The sequence below is a fragment of the Pseudoalteromonas sp. SR45-6 genome, assembly GCF_014163545.1.
Lineage (GTDB): Bacteria > Pseudomonadota > Gammaproteobacteria > Enterobacterales > Alteromonadaceae > Pseudoalteromonas > Pseudoalteromonas rhizosphaerae.
In genome coordinates this window covers 24373-44771 of the sequence record NZ_JACJDM010000002.1, presented here as the reverse complement: position 1 = coordinate 44771, position 20399 = coordinate 24373, and the positions used below count along the sequence as shown (strand labels likewise).

At 38.0% G+C, this 20399-nt stretch carries 17 protein-coding genes; 7 read left to right on the top strand and 10 right to left on the bottom strand.

Annotation, left to right across the window (positions count from 1 at the left end):
* Together H5158_RS01455 and H5158_RS01450 are read left to right on the top strand one after the other, a co-directional pair.
* Positions 1–1488 carry a UxaA family hydrolase gene (locus H5158_RS01455; protein WP_145239125.1) on the top strand — a complete coding sequence of 496 codons (1488 nt, stop codon included), beginning with the start codon at positions 1–3 and terminating at the stop codon, positions 1486–1488.
* Positions 1489–2445: a sugar kinase gene (locus H5158_RS01450; RefSeq protein ID WP_182739296.1), complete on the top strand. Its 957-nt coding sequence runs from the start codon at positions 1489–1491 to the stop codon at positions 2443–2445.
* A 240-nt stretch (positions 2446–2685) separates the two neighbouring features.
* On the opposite strand, the gene H5158_RS01445 is transcribed toward H5158_RS01450, so the two are convergent.
* Positions 2686–3438 carry a siderophore-interacting protein gene (locus H5158_RS01445; protein ID WP_182739295.1) on the bottom strand — a complete coding sequence of 251 codons (753 nt, stop codon included), beginning with the start codon at positions 3436–3438 and terminating at the stop codon, positions 2686–2688.
* A gap of 110 nt (positions 3439–3548) precedes the next feature.
* Here H5158_RS01445 and H5158_RS01440 point away from each other — a divergent pair, with 110 nt between their 5' ends.
* The 3 genes from H5158_RS01440 to H5158_RS01430 all read left to right on the top strand — a co-directional run bounded on the left by H5158_RS01440 (position 3549) and on the right by H5158_RS01430 (position 5714).
* Positions 3549–3968: a MarR family winged helix-turn-helix transcriptional regulator gene (locus H5158_RS01440; RefSeq protein WP_145239134.1), complete on the top strand. Its 420-nt coding sequence runs from the start codon at positions 3549–3551 to the stop codon at positions 3966–3968.
* An 82-nt stretch (positions 3969–4050) separates the two neighbouring features.
* Entirely contained in the window at positions 4051–4464 is a 414-nt protein-coding gene (locus H5158_RS01435) for a LexA family transcriptional regulator (protein WP_145239137.1), read from the top strand.
* A complete protein-coding gene (locus H5158_RS01430; RefSeq protein WP_182717255.1) occupies positions 4452–5714 on the top strand; it encodes a Y-family DNA polymerase in 1263 nt (420 codons plus the stop codon). The genes H5158_RS01435 and H5158_RS01430 overlap by 13 nt, the downstream gene beginning before the upstream one ends.
* Before the next feature lie 22 nt (positions 5715–5736).
* Here H5158_RS01430 and H5158_RS01425 read toward each other — a convergent pair whose 3' ends face one another.
* From H5158_RS01425 to H5158_RS01400, 6 genes are all read right to left on the bottom strand, one after another.
* The gene (locus H5158_RS01425) at positions 5737–6201 is read right to left on the bottom strand and encodes a hypothetical protein (protein ID WP_145239144.1); all 465 of its coding nucleotides are present in this window, start codon (positions 6199–6201) and stop codon (positions 5737–5739) included.
* Positions 6202–6307: 106 nt separating this feature from the next.
* Positions 6308–6826, bottom strand: coding sequence for a DUF4240 domain-containing protein (locus H5158_RS01420; protein ID WP_182717254.1), 519 nt, complete (start codon positions 6824–6826; stop codon positions 6308–6310).
* Entirely contained in the window at positions 6823–7017 is a 195-nt protein-coding gene (locus H5158_RS01415) for a YwbE family protein (RefSeq protein ID WP_145239148.1), read from the bottom strand. The genes H5158_RS01420 and H5158_RS01415 overlap by 4 nt, the downstream gene beginning before the upstream one ends.
* A 155-nt stretch (positions 7018–7172) precedes the next feature.
* Complete coding sequence (locus tag H5158_RS01410) at positions 7173–9062, bottom strand: bifunctional diguanylate cyclase/phosphodiesterase (protein WP_182739294.1); 1890 nt, start codon at positions 9060–9062, stop codon at positions 7173–7175.
* 287 nt (positions 9063–9349) lie between these two features.
* Positions 9350–9628, bottom strand: coding sequence for a hypothetical protein (locus H5158_RS01405; protein WP_182739293.1), 279 nt, complete (start codon positions 9626–9628; stop codon positions 9350–9352).
* Positions 9621–9866 carry a hypothetical protein gene (locus H5158_RS01400; protein WP_182717251.1) on the bottom strand — a complete coding sequence of 82 codons (246 nt, stop codon included), beginning with the start codon at positions 9864–9866 and terminating at the stop codon, positions 9621–9623. Before H5158_RS01400 ends, H5158_RS01405 begins: the two co-directional genes overlap by 8 nt.
* 102 nt (positions 9867–9968) lie before the next feature.
* Here H5158_RS01400 and H5158_RS01395 point away from each other — a divergent pair, with 102 nt between their 5' ends.
* On the top strand, positions 9969–10775 hold the full coding sequence (locus H5158_RS01395) for an ion transporter (RefSeq protein ID WP_182717347.1): 807 nt from the start codon (positions 9969–9971) through the stop codon (positions 10773–10775).
* Positions 10776–10961: 186 nt separating this feature from the next.
* Positions 10962–13226, top strand: a complete 2265-nt coding sequence (locus H5158_RS01390; protein WP_182739292.1) for a bifunctional diguanylate cyclase/phosphodiesterase — start codon at positions 10962–10964, stop codon at positions 13224–13226.
* A 105-nt stretch (positions 13227–13331) separates the two neighbouring features.
* Here the strand turns inward: H5158_RS01390 and H5158_RS01385 are convergent, their stop codons facing one another.
* The 3 genes from H5158_RS01385 to H5158_RS01375 all read right to left on the bottom strand — a co-directional run bounded on the left by H5158_RS01385 (position 13332) and on the right by H5158_RS01375 (position 20336).
* Complete coding sequence (locus H5158_RS01385) at positions 13332–15290, bottom strand: methyl-accepting chemotaxis protein (RefSeq protein ID WP_182739291.1); 1959 nt, start codon at positions 15288–15290, stop codon at positions 13332–13334.
* Between the two features lie 180 nt (positions 15291–15470).
* Positions 15471–16613, bottom strand: coding sequence for an aspartate-semialdehyde dehydrogenase (gene asd, locus H5158_RS01380; protein WP_182731235.1), 1143 nt, complete (start codon positions 16611–16613; stop codon positions 15471–15473).
* 999 nt (positions 16614–17612) lie between these two features.
* On the bottom strand, positions 17613–20336 hold the full coding sequence (locus H5158_RS01375) for a TonB-dependent receptor plug domain-containing protein (RefSeq protein ID WP_182739290.1): 2724 nt from the start codon (positions 20334–20336) through the stop codon (positions 17613–17615).
* Positions 20337–20399 lie beyond the last annotated feature (63 nt).

Here is a 20399-nt window from a genome sequence, read left to right as displayed (position 1 = left end):
ATGAAACCATTAATTAAACTACACCCAACTGATGATGTTGCCATTGCAATGCGTAATATCACCGCTGGTGAAATATTGCCCGTTGATGGCGAAGAGATCTTAGTCAATGAGAACATTGATAAAGGCCATAAAGTGGCGCTGCGCGATATTAATAAACAAGAGAATGTTATTAAATACGGTGCCCCCATTGGCTTTGCCCTAGAGAATATTCAAAAAGGCGGTTGGGTGCATACCCATTGCGTTAAAACCACCCTCAATGATGAACTGGATTATCAGTATATTCCTGAGTTTATTGAGCAAAGTGAAGCGACCCCTTCGCCTGAAGTAAATATTTATCGTAGACAAAACGGTGAAATTGGCATTCGTAATGAAATCTGGCTGATCCCTACGGTAGGCTGTGTTAATGGCATGATCAACCAAATGATCAAAGAGTTTAAACTGCGTCATCCACAATTAGAAATTGATGGCATTTATGCGTTTCCTCACCAGTTTGGCTGCTCTCAGCTCGGTGATGATTTAGATACAACACGGATACTGCTACAAAACATGGCACTGCATCCAAATGCGGGTGGCGCTTTAGTCGTTGGCTTAGGCTGTGAAAATAATCAATTACCGGCATTTCGTGATGGCTTAGGGGATTACGATGAAGGCCGAATTAAGTTTTTGATCACCCAACAAGCGGATGACGAAATTGAAGAAGGCGTTGCGCTACTTGAACAAATTTATGCCCAAGTAAAACAAGATAAACGTCAACCAGGTACTTTATCTGAAGTAAAGTTTGGCCTTGAATGTGGTGGCAGCGATGGTTTGTCTGGTATCACGGCGAATCCGATGCTGGGTTATTTTTCAGATTATTTAATTGCTCAAGGTGGCACAACGGTATTAACCGAAGTACCTGAAATGTTTGGCGCTGAAACTTTATTAATGTCGCGCTGTAAAGACGAGGAAACCTTTAACAAGCTCGTTAACATGGTTAATAACTTTAAAGGTTATTACAAAGCTCATAATCAACCTATTTATGAAAATCCGTCGCCAGGTAATAAAAAAGGCGGGATCACTACCTTAGAAGATAAATCATTAGGGTGTACGCAAAAAGCCGGCACCAGTAAAGTACAAGCGGTTTTACACTATGGTGAACGCCTGCAAATACCTGGATTAAATCTATTAGATGCACCAGGTAACGACCCTATTGCCACCAGCGCACTTGGTGCTGCAGGTTGTCATATGGTGTTATTTACCACTGGCCGCGGTACGCCTTATGGTGGATTTGTGCCAACGTTAAAAATTGCTACTAATTCAGAACTTGCCAATAAGAAAAAACGCTGGATAGATTTTGACGCTGGCGTTTTAATTAACGATGTCTCAATGGAGCAAGTCCACGGGGAGTTTGTTGAACTGCTAGTCAACATCGTAAACGGCCAACCAACTTGCAATGAAATAAACGACATTCGTGAAGTTGCTATTTGGAAAAAAGGAGTGACGTTATAAATGACACCTAAGTCCATCGCAATTATTGGCGAATGTATGGTTGAGCTTAGCGGCCAACCATTTACTGCTATGCAACAAAATTATGGCGGCGACAGCATGAATACCGCCATTTACTTAAAAAAACTCACAGGCAATGAAGTAAACGTCAATTACGTCAGTGCCATGGGCACTGATCCACTAAGTCGTGCACTGATTGAAAAATGGCAAGCTCACCATATTAATACTGACAATGTGCTGCTCAGTCATAACAAACAACCGGGTTTGTATATGATTCAAAACGATGTGTCAGGGGAGCGTACTTTTCAGTATTGGCGTAGCGACTCAGCCGCTAAATATTTATTGCAACATACTGATTTTAAAAAAGTACTAACCAGCCTTGCCGAAGTTGATGCTATTTATTTATCGGGGATCTCGCTGGCAATTTTAGCAGAGCAAGATTGCCATACTTTACTCAGCCATTTAGCGTTACTAAAACAGCAAGGGATAAAAATTATTTATGATAGCAACTATCGCCCTGCATTATGGTCAAGCAAGATGCACTGCCACCTTGCCAATAATAAAGCATACGCACTAGCCGATTTAGCATTAGTGACTTTTGACGATGAAGCACAATTATGGGGAGATAGTAATGTTGCGCAATGTACCGAGCGTTTGCACCAACAAGGCGCTCACGAGGTCGTTGTAAAACTCGGCGCAGATGGCTGCCAATACAGTAAAAAACACCTTGATAATTCAATTTCAGTCGAGCTGTTTAATACTGTCGCTGTAGAAAAAGTGATCGACACTACCGCCGCAGGTGACTCATTTAACGCCGGCTTTTTAGCCCAGTGGTTAACAGAGCAACCTATAAAACAATGTGCACAAGCGGGTAATTTACTGGCCGCCCAAGTGATCCAAAAGCGTGGAGCAATTGTCGAGATAGACATTGCGACAATCAAACACACAATAAAGGCTTAGCTATTTTTTCTTGCTCTACATCAAAAACTACTAATACAGTGAGCGCTTTATTTAGCCTGCTAGAATGGTTAAATATTTAAATCGATTGGCTAACACTCTTTAACGTCTCGACACCGAACCTGAGTGCATACCTAAGTTTACTTATTCTAAAGTAAGTGCTGTGAGACGCTTATTTTGTTTAAGTAAACTTCCTCTCATGGGTATGCACTCTAATTCCCTTACTTGCTGCTAATAATGTGATTAAACCGTTAGCTTGCCATCTGCATCAACACCTTGCTTCCAATACGCTGAGCAGACAATCTTCTCACGCGGTATTGCATATTTATCAATCGCTAAATCTTTAATGGTGCGCACAATAGCAGCTTCTAGCGCCATGAAAATCAATGGTTTTTGCGTATATTGAGTCAATAGCACTGAAGCCTGATCAACCACATCTATTTGCGGCTGCATTGTAATTAACCAATTTATAGTGTGTTTGCTGTGTGCTTTGATTGTATCGAGCTCGATAACATCCTGCGAGTCAGTAACATGAATGATCACATCAACATCAGCTGTTGCAGGTAGTTGCTGTAAATACCCGTTAATAGCATTAACTGAGGTTAAATCAGCAATCATCAAATACTGCGACTGACTAAAATCATCAAGCTTTTTAGGGCCAGGGCCTGCAATTGCGAGTTTATCACCAGGCTTTGCTTGTTTAGCCCAATCAGTTGCGATACCACGATGCTGATTGACGACAAAATCAAGCGTAATTGTATGGTTAATAGTATCTATAGCTCTGATTGTATATGAGCGCTTAGGTGCAGGGTTAGCTGCTTTGAGGTCAGTTTCAACCTCATCTTGTCCAGCATGTGGTAATAGTACTTTTACGTACGCACCTTGTTGATCCGCAGGAAAATCATGAAACTCATCTGAGCCAACAACCAGACGCTTTAAATGCGGAGCTATCGCTGTTGTACTTATTACGGTTGCACGACGTACTTTTCTACTCATTTTGATCTCCTCAGAAGATTTATTTACGTGTTTAATTGCACAACGCCCCATTGGTTGATAAAATCAACTATAGCAATTTAATTGACTTTGTCAACCATTATGGATTTATTATGAACTCTTCATTGGCCAATACATTATTTGCTTTAATGCAAAATTATCGCGTTACCATACGAGAAGCTATTAATGCAGGTGAGCTTGGGTTAAACGCAATGCATGTGCGTTGCCTACATATTATTGCAGCGACAACTCACTGCACTGCTAACGATATTGTGAATCAAACCCAGCGCGATAAAGCGCAAATTGCACGCTTAGTTAAAGAACTAATTACATTAAAGCTGATTGACAAAGATGCCAGTGAGCACGATAAGCGTTGCTTTATCTTATCGTTTACCTCTGAAGGTCATGCTCTTTATGACAAACTATTAAACGCCGAACAGCATGTTAATGAGCAAATGTGCAAAAACTTAAACTCTCAACAAATCAATGACTTTTTAGATACTGCTCAAAAAATGATTAAAAATATGCAGTGATCGCAACTTCATTACTTGGCATAAGTTAACTAAAACACATATACTGTACACTTATACAGCATATGTGCTTGGTTAATTATTTATGTTTGTTATTCCTATTTATATCGAAGCGGGCGTATGCGGGTTTGAATCACCTGCCGCTCAGTATAAAGAACTTGGTTTATCACTGGATCAGCTATTGATCAAACACCCCGATGCGACGTTTATTGGTGTGGCATCCGGCTGCTCAATGCAAGAGGTCGGTATTTTTGACGGCGATTTATTATTGGTTGATCGCGCCGAAGAAGCTAAAAATGGTGATGTCATTGTAGCTAACTTAAATGGTTTATTTGTTTGTAAATTATTAGATAAAACTAATGCACGGCTACTCTCTGCATCGGACTTATATCCCCCAGTGCAACTGACTGATAGTGATGAATTTCAATTAGAAGGTGTGGTTACTCGTTCGATTCGATTACATCGCTCTAGTGCTGAGCTGCGCCAATGTATTGCTTAGTGGATGCAGTGGCGTTTTACGCCAGCGCTGAAAAAGTATTTGATCCAGCGATCCGCTCAAAACCTGTTGTGGTATTAACCAATAACGATGGCTGCATTTGTGCGATATGTCCTATCGCACGGCGCTTAAATATCCCTAAGTTTCAGCCCTACTTTAAAGTTAAACATTTACTGGCCAAACATAAGGTGGTTATTCGCTCATCTAATTATGAGTTGTACGCGGATCTAAGCGATAAAATGATGAATGTGATCAGCCGTTTTTGCGACACCCAACACGTATATTCGATTGATGAAGCATTTTTGCAGTTTAACGGCTTTACCCCACTCATTAATGACTGGCATCAGTATGGCCAGTTAATTCGTCGCACAGTTTGGCGCGAAACAAAACTCCCTGTTGGAGTTGGCTTTGGCCCTACACCAACATTGGCAAAAGCCGCAAATCATGCTGCTAAAAAGCTCAACGGTTTTAATGGAATTGCAGTGATTGATAGCGAACAAGCACGACAACATATTTTAGCCGCGATGGATGTAGCTGATGTATGGGGCGTTGGCAGACGTTTAGCTAAAAAACTCAAACTACTTAACATTAACAGCGCGCTTGATTTAGCCAAACAAACACCACAACGTATGAAACGTTTATTTAGCGTCGTGCTTGAGCGTACAGTTAATGAGCTAAATGGCATTGTGTGTTTAAATTGGGATGATGTACGCCAAGATAAGCGTGAAATTTTTTCGACCCGTAGTTTTGGTGAACGTTTAACTGATCCGGTTGCATTAAAAACAGCGTTGATCAATCACAGTATTATTGTCGCTCGCAAACTACGTCAGCAACGCTCCTTAACTAAACGCCTGTTACTATTTGTGGCAAGCTCGCCCCATGAGTCACATTACTATAAAAAATCATTAGTGTATGAGTTACCCGTATCTAGCGCAGATAGCCGTGTATTTGCTAAAGCAATTAGCGAAATATTTACGCAGCTATATCAACACAACGTCCGTTTTTATAAATGTGGTGTGGGTGCACTCGAGCTTAGTTCACAACAGTTTCAACAACCCGACCTATTTGCTCCTAGCCAAGACAACATAAAACTAATGGAGTGTTTAGATTCAATTAATAAGCGATACGGCTGCGATACGCTAACTCTGGCAAGTCAACAACAAAGCCAAGCATGGCATATGAAGCGTGCATTTTTATCGCCTCAGTACACAACGCGTTGGCAGCATTTACCGAAAATAAGTTGTGATTTATAAAAAACTCACATTATCGTTAAATTTAAAGTTGTAGTTCAAACTGACAACGAACATTACTGCTCTCTACACTGTACGCAAGCGTTGTAGGCGAAATAAAACGCAGCGTTTGGCTCGTGTCTAAATTATCTGTCTCGTTTTCACAGCGAGTATGGCGTAGTGACATGGTAATGCTTTGCGTGGTGTATTTATACTTAGTAGTGACCAAACAAAAGTTAGCGACTTTATTCGTTTGTGTGCCATGGTGTAAGTTATTAAAAATAATTTCATCACCGAGCTTAAAGCCAAGATCAGGCTCATTTGCATCAAGCCATGCTAACTGTCCACCAGCACACATTTTAGCCTCACCTGATACCAATTGATAACTACCAACCTTAGTATTGAATAAATTAATAAACTGACTTTTATTACTTGGCAGCTCAGTTTTAGCACTGACAACTGTAGTTAAACAAACCGACACTAAACACAGTAATACTTTACGATAGCGCATTAAATACCTGACATTTATTGATTTATATACTCAGCATAGCATAGCTACGGTGATTAAAATAAAAACCAGCCAGTATACTGAGTCATGGTTGGTTTTTAATATTATGTTACTGCCAATATTTAGCAAATAGTTGCGGATATGCCAACTTTAAAAATTTAGGCTTATCTTTAAAGCGCTTACCTTTGGGTTGATCAAGGCCTGAAGGAGCAAAGGGTAATTCGTCTTCATTACGCTGTTCATATAATAAACCAGCGATCAAGTCATACTCATCTAAGTAAGGATAAGGCTGCTCGTTTAAATGATAAACAGGTGTGCAATCAGCCAAAGAATCAGCATTTTCAAGCGCAGTATTAAAAGCTGCTTCACCACGAGAAATTAACCAACAACGAAATTCTGAGAAACCGTATTCATCATTGCAACCGGCCATTACAAACGCAGCACCGAATAGCTCCCAAGTATAACTTTGGCGCATACAAATGCTAAATTGCTTATCAAATTCAATGAGCTGTGCATCGCTTAAATCTGTAAGTAAACCTTTTAAACGTTCACTGACTGATTCTGGCTCTGCGGTTCTATCTGCAACGGTAACTAATTGCCAGAATTCGCTTAAAGTAAGTGCACTCATGACAAAATCTCTTTCACTCGCCCTACTTGACCATCCTCTAAGCGCACTTTAATACCATGCGGATGATTGGGTGATTTAGTCAAAAGGCGCTCAACAACACCTTGCGTTAATGTGCCGCTACGCTGATCTTGTTTTAAAACGATATTAACTTCGGTGCCAGGGGTGATTTGTGAACGAGTAGGAACTGCCATAATGGATCTCTTTTACTATTTTTGTTGGATTATAGCTGTATGTCATCTTGATACCAAACTAAAGCACCGTAATCATCATTTTTTCAGGTTTAGTTGCACTGATAATAACCGCAAAATCATGCTGGTAAATTTATAGGTATCACTTAAGCCTAAGTTCATCTAAGCAGTTCAAGCGCCTGTTCAAATTTAACTGGTTTACTAAATAAATAACCTTGATAGCTATCAACTTCTAAACCTTTTAATAAAGCTAACTGATCGTTACGCTCCACACCTTCCGCTATCACTTTACAACCAATCATATGCGACATTTTAGTCACTGCTGAAACAATACTTTTATCTTTTGAGTGCTCACAAATATTATCAACATAAGATTTATCTATCTTTATATAATCAACAGAAAGTTCTTTTAAAACAGAAATCGAGGAAAACCCAGTGCCAAAGTCATCAATAGAAATACGTACGCCAATGCTTTTTAATTGTGTGATAACTTTAGATAAATAGACTAAATTTTTAATCATTATAGTTTCTGTAATTTCTAAATGTATGTTATTTGTGTTAACACAATACCGATTTAATAAATTCTTTAAAAATATAATAAAATCATGACTTTCAAGTTGCAGTACAGATACGTTGATTGATAGTGCAATCGTATTGTCGAGTTTGTTTAACTTACTCAAACTTGCAATCGCTTGCTCTAAAACAAACTCCCCTAAAAAGTTAATTTGGCCATAGCGTTCTGCTATGTCGATAAATTCTGAAGGGGGAATAAATTCATCATTTAAATGCCAACGTAACAGCACTTCGAAAGTAATTATTTTATTATCGATTATATCAACAATAGGCTGATAACAAAGATGAAAGCCTCCTTGTTCAACACTCTCTTTAATTGATCTACGTAACATCTCTTCTCTATTAAGAGCTTGCATCATACGTTCATCAAATATTGAAATTTCATTGCGATTTTTTTTACCTTCGTACATTGCAACATCAGCATATTTGATAGCTTGAGTAAGGTCAAAGTTTGTGCGAGTGTAAAACAAGCCCACTTTAAAGGAGGGTCTAATATTCAGGTTATCTTTAACGACAGGCTGGGTTAAATTATCAACAAGCTTTGTCGTGTTACTTATCAGCTCAGCTTTACTCGCGTGACACGAATAAAGAATAAATTCGTCCCCTCCCCACCTACAAGCAATCATTTCCCGTTTTTTTTCTATCGATAATAAACGTTTTCCAGTTTCAGCAAGAACAAAATCTCCAAACTCATGACCATATTTATCATTAAGTATTTTAAAGTCATCCATATCTAAAAATAGAACAGCTTTAATGTTATTGATATTTTGAGCTAAATCGAGATCGACATTAGAGAAAAAGCTCCCCCGGTTAAATAATTGAGTTAAATTATCACGTTGCTCTAAATTAATTATTTTCTCAGTACGAACTTGCACTTCTTTTTCTAGATTATGGATAAATAAATCGAGCTTAATTTCATTATTAATTGAGGTTTTTACATCTTTAGCTGCGCGTATTGCACTGACAAAACACAAAATAAACCACAATACAATTCCCAATATGCCTAAAACATTTTCATTATCGTCTGGTTGAAATAAAAGCAATATACTAAATGGGATAAGCAAAAAAGTAATATAGCTGAAGGCTGAGCGAATATCGGAGGACAGAACATTGACAGCTCCCCCTGCTAATGAGCTAAAAACAACCAGCGTGACAAATTTCTCTGACATCTGCATATCTTCAAAAAATAATATTGGGAACACAGCCCAAGTCAAACCAGTTAAAAATACACCAATAAAGTAACAATGGTACTTTATATTATTGTCATTACTTAAAAAAACATGATTTAAAATGCGCAGTGAAAATACGAAAATAAGAACACAAAACCAATACAACTTTCCTACAGAGTCACTTTGATTAATGCCACTAAAAATAACAAAAACAGCAACTATAAGATTTATAATAATAGCTGAATTGAAATAGGAACTAACGAAACTAAGTCGTTTAGCTATAAAATTTTTTGAATAAGTAGCCATTACACTAAATCACATACCCTGTCTAAACTGAGCATTCTACTTAAAATAACCAATCAATACAGTATTAATAAATCAATCGAGAGCGAAAAATACGCGCCGAGTTATTGCCTTTTTTGCAAATATTGACATGTCATTTCACATCATCGCTTAGCTCCTAAGTGAACTCTGTTAATGATCAAATAGTTACACAAATGAAAAGCCTGAATTTCAAGTGCGTCATCACTACTATCGGTTATTTCTTAACGCAAAGCAGTGTTTAAAAAACTTATTTTACCTTAAAAACGAAACTATGCTGAAAAATTAATTGCTTGTGGCTTGATGTTTATAAGCACAAGCTGCTGCTTAATTTGCGCTTCAATTAAAGGCAATTGTTGCTCATTGTTTGCCTCTAATAGTGCTAATTCATCAATAAAAAAACAACTTATATGCAAGCTATTACTTGGTTTTTTTAAATTGACTGTATGCGTTAAGTAACTAAAACCAGCGTGCTTGTCTTTTATATTTTCACAAGCGATGGTTAGAGTATTACGAAGTGCTTTATCTAACAATTTTTCTGTTTTAGTCATTTTTACTGGTGTGCTCTTGGCTTGAGTCGTTTTCTGGAACTATGTCTTGCTGCTTTTTAAATTTTTTGTAACCGTCTTCTTGGCGCTTTATACATTCATGATATTCTTTATCTGCCATGTAGCTGCATTCACCTAAACGGGCAGCTTGAATTTCGTGATAGCGTGCATCTGAACTACAGCCGGTTAAAAACAGTACCGCTGAGGCACTTACAACCCATTTTAGCCTATTGAAAAGCATTAAAAATTCCTTACATTTTAAGCTGGAAAAGTAATTCATCCATGACGATTTTGCTGTATATTGCAAACGTTTTATATCTATAACCGTTAAGGGCTAATTATGATGTTGTCGCAGTTACAAAAGCTGTTCCAGCGTATCGATAAAAGTAAAATATTTCAATCATTTGTTATCGCCGTTATTGTTGTATCAGCGCTCACCGTTGGTGCACACACCTATTCGTTACACCCCACTGTTGAATTTGCTTTACATTGGATGGACGTGGGCATCACGGTGTTTTTCTTAATAGAACTAATTATCCGCTATGTTGCAAGTAAAGGCTTAAAAGACTTTTTTAGCAAAGGCTGGAATATCTTTGACTTTATAATCGTCATTGGCAGTTTATATCCTGCTGCAGGTTCGACCATTTTTATAGCCCGTTTACTACGAATATTCCGCGTACTACGTTTAGTCTCTATGGTGCCAGAACTACGTTTGTTGGTTAATTCACTATTAAAAGCCATACCGCAAATGGGCTATATTGCGCTGTTAATGTTTGTTATTTTCTATATTTATGCCGCAACTGGCAGCATGTTATTTTCTGAGATAAATCCATTTCTGTGGGGAGATGTATCAATCTCAATGTTGACTCTGTTCAGAATAGCAACCTTTGAAGATTGGACCGACGTCATGTACGAAACTATGGCTGTCTATAAACTAAGTTGGATTTACTACCTTACTTTTATATTCTTAACTGCTTTCGTATTTTTAAACATGATGGTAGGCGCTATTCTAGAAGTTATGTCACAGGAGCATCGCAATGCCCGTGAAGAGCAAGCCGATGTAGATTCCTTGCCGGCAACCCAAGGACAAATCAATGAGCTGAAGGCACAAATAGCAGAACTAAAAACACTATTAAAGCCCAAAAACTAAGTATTGATAAACTAGCACCTAAGAATATAAAAGCTTAGGTGCTAGTGCAATTATAACTAAGTTCATCTGTAGTCAGCCGATAAACCAAGCATTTATTCCTAGTGTAAAATCTAAAACTAATAAATTATTGCTTTTAGCTATTTATCAATGGTCTAATAAAAATATGATAAATTTACACCAATTATAATGCATTACTTAAGTCGCTACTTTTTACTATCAGATCACGTTAATTCAAACGTTCTAGTACCTAACTGGCGTATCAGTGCACTACGCATTATTTTAACCGCTGGTGTAATTTTATGTTTCTCAGTATTTTGCCATACTTTAAACGCCGCAATTGAGTTCAACTTAATATATATTATTGTGCTTGCTGCAAGCTTTTCTGTGACAATGGCCACCTTACTAATTGCTAGCCGTAAATACTTTACTTTATGTGCACATGCCCTGCTACTAAGTATTGTTGCCGCAACAATCTCAATGAATGTATTTTTAACAGACATCAACCTTGCAAAGGTAGGCTCTATGTATATGTATGCATGCCCTATTATTGCATTGATGCTGTTAGGTGTGAGGACCGCGCTAGGTTATGCAATTTTAAATATCGTGCCTTTTTACTTTATAATAAACAACGTTGATATTTCATCTCTTACCTCCATAAATACGCAACTACCAAATTCAGACTGGTATATATCAGGGCTATTATTTTTATTCTTTAATATCTGTATTCCGCTCGCAGTTGCGCGAACCATTGTTGCTGCAAAACGCTTAAATCAAACCATGGCAGAATCAAATAGTCATCTAGCAGCAAAAAATGAGCTTTATAGAACATTTTTTACTGAATCAAGTATTGCAAAAATAATTATCGATAGTGAAAACACCGTTATAGATTTTAACAGTCAAGCGAAAATGTTATTTGATTTCAAAGCAACAGTTAAAAACAGCACAGTTAAACTCGATAAATTATTACCTAATCTTGTGATTGCAGCTAACCCACAAAAGAACCAAGTATTTAAATATAAAAACACCTATAAAACTGTACATTACCAGCAAGTTACTGACTCTGATTATTGTGTGCTGCGCTTTGATGACTGCACTGAACAACATCAAATAAAACAAAACTTATTAGCAATGGAGCAAGAAAACAAACGTTTACGTTACAGCGATGGTCAAACACACCTTCCCAATAGAGAATGGTTTGAGCTTCAGTGTGAAAGATTTGTAGCAAAGTACCAAGGTGATTTCTATATTGTGATCACCCAGAGTGCAAATAATGAATATTTAAATCTCAAATACAGTAAAGCTGATGCAAAAGCACATTTAGTATCAGCTTATAAGCGCTTAAAAGACTCTAATGAAGACCTCGTTCTGTGCGCTCATGTAGGTAATAATAAATTAGCATTTATAATAACTACAAGCTCAGCTAACAAAATAGAGTATAAGCTTTTAAACGAAGTTAAACATGCGCTTGATGAACCTTATATAATGCGGGGCAGAAAATACCAACAGTCGTTTTTATTTGGTTTTTCTAACTTTCCAAGACAAGGAAAAAGCAGTGCTACTGTATTGAACAACGCAATAGAGGCATTAAAACTTGCTGATAATCATCGCCCTATTAATGGTTATGATGAAAAACGCTCACAAGCATTTTTAGAAAAACATGAAATATCAATGTTATTAGACGAAGCACTTCATAACGCCGAGTTAGAGTTACACTATCAACCTAAAGTAACACATGACGGCAAGTGCATTGGACTTGAAGCATTAGCACGCTGGAACAGTAAAACTCTTGGTGTTGTATCACCTGCGGTGTTTATTCCTATCGCAGAGGAATACCGGATGATCAGCCGACTCACAGATCTCATAATTCAAAAAGTCTGTACTCAAATTGCAACTTGGAGCAAAGATGAAATTCCACTAGTGCCTGTTGCAATAAATATATCATTGCTTGATTTTGGCCAAAGCGATTTCATGTCAAAATTAGTAAAATACTTAGCGGACTTTAATGTCAAACCAAGTCAAATTGAATTAGAACTGACCGAAACGTCATTAGAAGCAAACCAAGAATATTCCTTGGCGCTAATGCAAAACCTACAATCATGGGGATTCACAATTTCTGTTGATGACTTTGGTGTGGGCTATTCAAATATTGCGCGCTTAGCCGAATATCCTATAAATAAGCTAAAACTTGATCGCTCGCTAATAAGCCAAGTTACAAGCTCAACAAGGCAAAAGAGCTTAGTAAAAGCAATTCACGTCATGTGTGATGAGCTAGGTATAAAATGCGTATCTGAGGGAGTTGAAACACAACAGCAAGTTGAAATTATGGCAAATATGGGATGTAAAGAATTTCAAGGCTTTTATTTTTCAAAACCATTATCGGCCTACCACTATACCGAGCATATAAAACAACAAGGTTTGAATTTTAATCCGCAAAAAATACCAACAAGTTAATACCGGAAAAAAATAGAATCGGCTATTAAGCTGACTGGAGTATTCGCATTGAAGACTAATGAGCGGTATTGTCAGCTTGTATTTTATTCTTAGCCACTGTTATTACTACACTTTAAATTTTCCAACTAGATCAGTAAGAACGTGTGATAAGGTTTTTAATTTATCGCCATTATTACTGGTATTGGCAGCAATTTCACTAACATCATCAGCCGCATTTTTGATTTCTATAACATTGCGATTTATATCTTCAGCGACATGCTGCTGCTCTTCTGCAGCGGTTGCTATCTGCGTATTTAAGTCACTAATATTAACAATAGACGCTGTTATTTCCGTAAATTGCAGCTGTGCAGCATGGGATAGTTCAACCGTTTTATTAGTGCTGTCTAAACTGCGTTTCATTTCAGTAGTGACTTGGCCAGACATGCTACGTAATTTGTCTAATTGCGTAGCAATCTCTTCAGTGGATTCAGACGTACGTTTCGACAATGCACGTACTTCATCTGCAACGACAGCAAAACCACGACCATGATCCCCCGCTCTAGCAGCTTCTATTGCAGCATTTAAAGCAAGCAAATTAGTTTGCTCAGCAATGCCTCTTATAACGCCTAAAATTGACATTATATTTTCACTTTCAGTGTCAAGTTGCGATATATCATCCGTTGCTTTAATTATCACTTCGCTCAAAACAACCACGCTTTGAACGGTCTCTGTGATCACTGTTTGACCTATCTCTGATGCCTGTTGCGTTTGCATAGCCAGATCTGCCGCATTAGCACAACTTGAAGCTACTTCGTTGGCTGTCGCAGCCATTTGATTAATTGCAGTTGCCGCCATTTCCAGTGCTTGTTGTTGTTGGGAGGTAGAACGAGTTAATTGCGATGCTTGTGTAGAAGTTTGCTCTGATGTACCGCTTACATCTAATGCACACTCGTTGATTTGTCTTACTAAATCAGCAATCAAGTTTAAAAATAGGTTAAAACTATTGGCAAGCTTTGCCGTCTCATCTTTAGTTTTTATCGTGAGCCGTCGAGTTAGGTCACCACCGCCTTGCGCAATTTCAGCCAGGCCATCACTGACTTCAACTATAGGTGAAGAAATTACTTTTGAGATATAACTTGCGATTAAAATGAATACAATAATTAGCACCGCACTAATAATTAAAATTGTAACGGTCATGGTGTTTGCGGCGCTCATCACCTCTGACTTTTCAACTAAGCCAATAAATTTCCAGCCTAACTTAGCTGAAGTATAAATATTGGCAATAAAATCTTTGTCATTAATAACAATTTCGAACTGACCTTGGGTATTAGCCGCTAACTGCTTGTATTTCCCACCCGCAATATCAGTTAAACGTTTAAAACGAAAATCTTCATTTTTAACATCAACAAGTATGTTTCCCGTATCTTCGATCAGCATTAAGTAACCAGTTTCACCCAGCTTAATATTAGCAATAATTTCTGTCAGTCCTTGCAAAGAAACATCCATTCCCTGTACACCGATAATTTGTCCATTATCTTTTATTGCTTTTACAGTAGAGACTATAACCATGTCGTCAGCTGCCCAATAATAAGCACTAGTGCGAACCGTTTTACCACTTGCAGATTTACCTGTTAAATACCAAGGTCGAGATCGTGGGTCATAATTAGCATTAACTTCTCCCGCTGGCCACTGAATATAACCACCTTGTTCATTACCCATATAAATATAAGCAAGCCCTGGGTGAGTTTGGCCGAAGTGATCAAACTGTTGAAATGCGGCACGTTCAACACTGCTGCCTTGGAGATGTTTTAGCATCACCGAATTATTTGTATCTACATGAGTTTTGACATCTTGCTTGGCAGCTAAGACCATTTGATGGGAAGCTAGATAATCAACATTTTTTTCTATTTCGGCAAAAAATATAGCGATACCATTATCTATTTGCCGTGCTTCTCTTTCGCTCATTTGCGCAAAATTATCAATAGCTTGCTCTCTTGTTTGCGTGATAACAAGTGCTGCAATAATAAAAAGAGGTAAGGCGATGGCGGAGGCAAAAGATAGTTTTAATTTTTTTGATATATTCATATATAGGAGGCCAAATAGATACTCCCATAAAGATAGTAAGCTATTGAGTATTCAGCAAGAAACAATCTCACTAAATTAACTAAGCAGTGACAAAACTAAAGCGGTGCAAAAAGACAACAGTAAAAGGGCTGGCACATTGCCAACCCTCCATATTAACTGTAATAAATGGCAGCTAGTAAACTAATGTTTATTATCAACAATAATGCGTAGCATACGACGTAGCGGCTCTGCAGCACCCCATAATAACTGATCGCCAACGGTAAAAGCACTAATATATTTAGGCCCCATCGCTAATTTACGAATACGCCCTACTGGAATACTTAATGTGCCTGTCACTTTAACCGGTGTTAAATCTGTAGCTGTAATATCACGCTCATTCGGGATCACTTTAACCCACTCATTGTGTGACGCTAAAATCTGTTCTATTTTCTCGACGCTAATATCTTCACGTAGTTTAATCGTCATTGCTTGTGAGTGACAACGCATTGCACCAATACGAACACATAAACCATCAATAGGCACAGGCTGTTTTGATGAACCTAAAATTTTGTTCGCTTCAACTTGCGCTTTCCATTCTTCTTTAGATTGACCCGATGGCATTGGCACATCAATCCATGGGATAAGACTGCCTGCTAACGGCACACCAAATTGCTCTTGCGGTAAATCGCTTGAGGCTATTTGCTGTGTGACTAGTTTATCAATTTCTAAAATAGCGGCTTGTGGATCAGCTAGCTTGTCAGCCACACTTGCATGAATAGAGCCCATTTGCGCAATGAGCTCTTTCATATTGCGAGCACCGGCACCCGATGCAGCTTGATAAGTCATTGGGCTTACCCACTCAATCAAGTCTTGCTCAAATAAACCACCCAATGCTAATAACATGAGTGACACTGTGCAGTTACCACCCACATAGGTTTTTACGCCTTGCTCAAGACCTTGTTCAATCACATCTTTATTGACCGGATCAAGTACAATAATACTGTCATCGCTCATACGCAGTGCTGATGCCGCATCAATCCAATAGCCGTCCCAGCCTGCTTCACGTAATTGTGGATACACAGCTTTAGTGTAGTCACCACCTTGACAGGTGATAATAATATCCATTTTTGCCAGCGATTCAAAATCCATTGCATTAAGTAATGGTTTTGCAGGACCCGCTAAATCAGGGCCAAGCTGACCGGTTTGTGAGGTGGTAAAAAAAGTGGTGTCGATATGAGCAAAATCATTTTCTTGTTGCATACGCTCTAATAACACTGAGCCAACCATGCCCCGCCATCCGACCAATCCTACTTTTTTCATTGTTTGTTCCACTGTTTGAGTCATAAGAAATACCTAATACGTTAAAAATTAAAATTCATTGCGTGAGATTTAATTTTTAGAACGAACAATCTAGCACTGTGATCGAGGCAACACCAGTGTTACTCATAGAACATAAAATTTTTTCATCTTGAGTCAATAATCATATTTCTAATAGTTATGATTATTGTGCGTCATTGTAAAAGACCGGTGTTTTTGACATCCAACTGATTCATCTGTTGCTATTTTTTTGCAATATGAAACTGACTATCTGTACATAAGTAAGTTAATAAGAATGCAATAAACAAGATTTATAATCATTTCGCATTTTATAGTCAGATGTATTGTGTATTATTTTATTTATTAAAAGGAATCAAAAAAAATGAAAACATTATACTTTTCTATCTTTAGGTGTATCTGCAAATATTAACGAAATCAATGTAGAATCGAATACTTCTTTTGCCAGTGTTGAACACACATCGGGCTCAACAAAAAGCTTATCTACATCAACCCAACCCTACCGTAATAGTTGATAGTTGATAGTAGTTATAGCAACTTCTTTGTCAGTTTTATATCGGGAAATCAATTCTGTAAAGAGCGAGGTCATAAGCGAGAAATCACTGGCAGCACAGTGAAGTGTGGTGAGGATGAATATGAGTATGCGGAATATGACTGGTATGGTAGCGCATGGGTTTCAAAAAATACTGGTAGTAAAAATCAGTGTTATCCATTGTACGCTAGTATAAAGTGCGGTAACTAACGTAAACAAACAGCTCAGTAACAACTGAGCTCTTATTCCATGGCGCAAAAGTTCCTCCAATTAATATCAACATAGTTCAACTCATCATTAATCACATATCATCATTAAAATAATAGCCTTATATCAATTTGCATTAAATGATCACTTCTTTAATAACACAGATATTACACAACCATTAGTTTTACAAATAGCAGATATTAAAAAGCCCTGCATTTGGCAGGGCTGAGATAATAGAGACTTATGTAATTTGCCTTTATTAGATGACTTTAAAACTCGTAGCTAAAGCTCACGCTTAATTCTCTAGGCGTTTCTTGAGAACGAATTAGCACATCATTTTGTTCTACTTCAAAGTTTTGTCCCAACATATTTTTCACTTTAAGTGTTATTGTGGTATTAAACGTTGGGTAATAACTATAAACCATGTCTAACGAGTTTAAAGGTTGTTCGTAAGCGTCATCAAAGTTATTAACACCCGCAGCTAAAATACGATCACCAAATACATTGTAGATAACAGATGCTTGATGCATGCCATCATGTGAATCGTAATTCAGTTGCAAGTTGGCAACATACTTTGAATGGCCCGTCATACGTCGCTTTAGGTTCGTGAGATCGCCACGCTGTTCTTCTGCAATTTCAACTTCTGAATCACTGAGCGTTATATTTCCAGAAGTAAAAAAAGCGCCCCCTAATAAATCACTGTGCAACTCAGTTAACCATTCAGCTTCAATACCGTAAACATAGGCTGTTTCTGCATTGTCAAACTGCAGAGTAAAACGGCCGTCGCTTTCTGTTAATAGTGCTTCGATTGGTTTATCGATATCTTTATAGAATGCGCCAACTGAGTAATTATCGCCATTGTCCATATAAAACTCGATACGTGCATCAAAGTTATCTAGGTAACTAGATTCTAAGAATGGATTACCAAGCGTTCGATAACCTGTCAGCGGATCTTGGAATTGAACAGGGCTTAGCTCTCGCAAATCAGGGCGTACAACCGTGTTGCCATAACCAAAACGAACTTGATACGATTGCTGACTATATGTCATAGATAACGAAGTAAAATACTCATCTTCCATCACACTTGCTTGTTCTATCGCATCTGCACTTAATTTATCAGCCAATAAAGCAGGATCGAATGCTGAGCGAGAAAAAGCAAGCGCAACTTGGCGGAAGTCCTCGTAACGCACACCACCGCTTAAACGCCAATCTTGAGCAAACGTTACGTCAAAAGAGCCGTAATAAGCATCAATCATTTGCGCTGCTAAGTAATCATCAGCTGTTGGTTCTTGGAACAATAACTCGACATCCGTTGAATCAACAACAGCATCGTTAGCAAAAAAACTACCAATTGACAGTGCTTCTTCTTCACTTTGTGCTAGATCTAAAGACTGAGTTTGGTTAAAACGATAGTTAAAAAAGTCAGTGCGGTAATCACGTGTTTTTTCAACAAAATAACCACCACCCGCAATTTCTACTTCGGCGTTATCAAAGTAAAAAACTTTGTTTACATTAACGCCCCAGTTTTCTACATCGTCTTCAAGCTCTACAAATCGATACAAATAAGGATTACCACCTAAGCTACCATTGTAAAAAGTACGTTGATATTTGCCATCTAAGTACTCATCACGAACCGTTACTTTAAGCTCACCAGGTATACTTGTAGTCGCTGTTGAGTCAGTATACTGCCAATCTACACCAACACCTTCAAGAAAACCCCAATCTAAATTGTGCATTCCACGAAGCTGAAGTATTTCAAGTTCTCGTTCCTCAAAAGAGGTTAAGTGACTACGCTGCAACTGCCCAGCATCAATACTTAATGACTTTGAAGGTTCTTGGTAAAGCGCAACAGAGGCTTCATCTTCAGAATCTCGTAACATCATATAAGTTGCTGTTAAATCGTGACCTCCAATTTTATAACCTAAATTTAGAGAGCTATTTAACTTTATATTATGCTTGGTTGACACTTCTTTCTCTGTTGCAGAGTAACAAGTAAAGTCATCTTGTGAACATGAGGACTCAGATGCGTCAACAGAAGAAAGTACAGCGCTAAACTTCTCAGCATTAGACCATTCATTTTCATAGGCAACTGACGCTAAGAAACCAAACGAGCCGTCTAAGCCAAATAAGTTATCAAAACGGTCGCCATACACAGCTTTAATACCGGCATCAGGATTTAAACTTTCTTTTTCCAAGCCAAAATCTCTTGGCAATGCTTTTGCTAAACTTTTATTTAAGTCTATCGCGGCAGCTTGGCCAATATCAGCCCCCTGACGTCTTGACTCTACATCTCTGATATTTCTATACGAAATATCAGACAGGCCATTGATATAGGTATTTAACGCAGTCTTAACTGAACCAGGTAATGCGCGTGTACCATCATCTTTACCTAACCAATCATCACTGCCACCATTATATGTATAGCCTTCGTCGTTTGTATCTTTATAACTGGCACCAATTTCGACTTTAAATAAAGTATCATTTGGAATGCTCTTGGTTCTGATATTAACGTCACCACCACCAAAAGCCGCAGGCATATTTGGTGAATAGGCTTTTTGTACAGCCAAGGATTCAATAATACTTGATGGGAAGATATCAAGTGGAATTACATTTCGTGTTAGATCCGGGCTTGGAACTACCGCGCCATTTAAACGTACGCTAGAGTAACGCTCACCTAAGCCACGGACATAGATAAACTTATCGTTAACTAATGATAAGCCTGTAACACGGCGAAGTGCAGAAGCTGCATCACTATCACCCGTTCTAGATATTTGCTCTGAACCCATTATATCAGCGACAAACGCCTGATTTTTACGCTCATCAATTACGGCACTAGCACTGCCTTTAAGGCGCGTACCTGTTGCAACAACTTCTTCTATCGCGTCTTCATTTATTATTTCTTGTGCCTGATCAGCGAAAGAATGAAATGAAGAAAAAAGGGAGAGCAGAGATAAAGTTATTAGATTGGTTTTAAACTGCTTTTGATGTTTCATATTTATATCCTCTAAACCTAAAATTCCCTTAAAAAAGGCGCCGTAGCGCCTTATAATTAGAGC

Coding starts and splice junctions, on each gene's coding strand:
- H5158_RS01410 (WP_182739294.1), bottom strand. CDS start 9,062: ATGGCTACTTATTCAAAAAATTTTATAGCTAAACGACTTAGTTTCGTT.
- H5158_RS01425 (WP_145239144.1), bottom strand. CDS start 6,201: ATGCGCTATCGTAAAGTATTACTGTGTTTAGTGTCGGTTTGTTTAACT.
- H5158_RS01455 (WP_145239125.1), top strand. CDS start 1: ATGAAACCATTAATTAAACTACACCCAACTGATGATGTTGCCATTGCA.
- H5158_RS01385 (WP_182739291.1), bottom strand. CDS start 15,290: ATGAATATATCAAAAAAATTAAAACTATCTTTTGCCTCCGCCATCGCC.
- H5158_RS01435 (WP_145239137.1), top strand. CDS start 4,051: ATGTTTGTTATTCCTATTTATATCGAAGCGGGCGTATGCGGGTTTGAA.
- H5158_RS01390 (WP_182739292.1), top strand. CDS start 10,962: ATGCATTACTTAAGTCGCTACTTTTTACTATCAGATCACGTTAATTCA.
- H5158_RS01405 (WP_182739293.1), bottom strand. CDS start 9,628: ATGACTAAAACAGAAAAATTGTTAGATAAAGCACTTCGTAATACTCTA.
- H5158_RS01450 (WP_182739296.1), top strand. CDS start 1,489: ATGACACCTAAGTCCATCGCAATTATTGGCGAATGTATGGTTGAGCTT.
- H5158_RS01445 (WP_182739295.1), bottom strand. CDS start 3,438: ATGAGTAGAAAAGTACGTCGTGCAACCGTAATAAGTACAACAGCGATA.
- asd (WP_182731235.1), bottom strand. CDS start 16,613: ATGACTCAAACAGTGGAACAAACAATGAAAAAAGTAGGATTGGTCGGA.
- H5158_RS01420 (WP_182717254.1), bottom strand. CDS start 6,826: ATGAGTGCACTTACTTTAAGCGAATTCTGGCAATTAGTTACCGTTGCA.
- H5158_RS01430 (WP_182717255.1), top strand. CDS start 4,452: ATGTATTGCTTAGTGGATGCAGTGGCGTTTTACGCCAGCGCTGAAAAA.
- H5158_RS01440 (WP_145239134.1), top strand. CDS start 3,549: ATGAACTCTTCATTGGCCAATACATTATTTGCTTTAATGCAAAATTAT.
- H5158_RS01400 (WP_182717251.1), bottom strand. CDS start 9,866: ATGCTTTTCAATAGGCTAAAATGGGTTGTAAGTGCCTCAGCGGTACTG.
- H5158_RS01415 (WP_145239148.1), bottom strand. CDS start 7,017: ATGGCAGTTCCTACTCGTTCACAAATCACCCCTGGCACCGAAGTTAAT.
- H5158_RS01375 (WP_182739290.1), bottom strand. CDS start 20,336: ATGAAACATCAAAAGCAGTTTAAAACCAATCTAATAACTTTATCTCTG.
- H5158_RS01395 (WP_182717347.1), top strand. CDS start 9,969: ATGTTGTCGCAGTTACAAAAGCTGTTCCAGCGTATCGATAAAAGTAAA.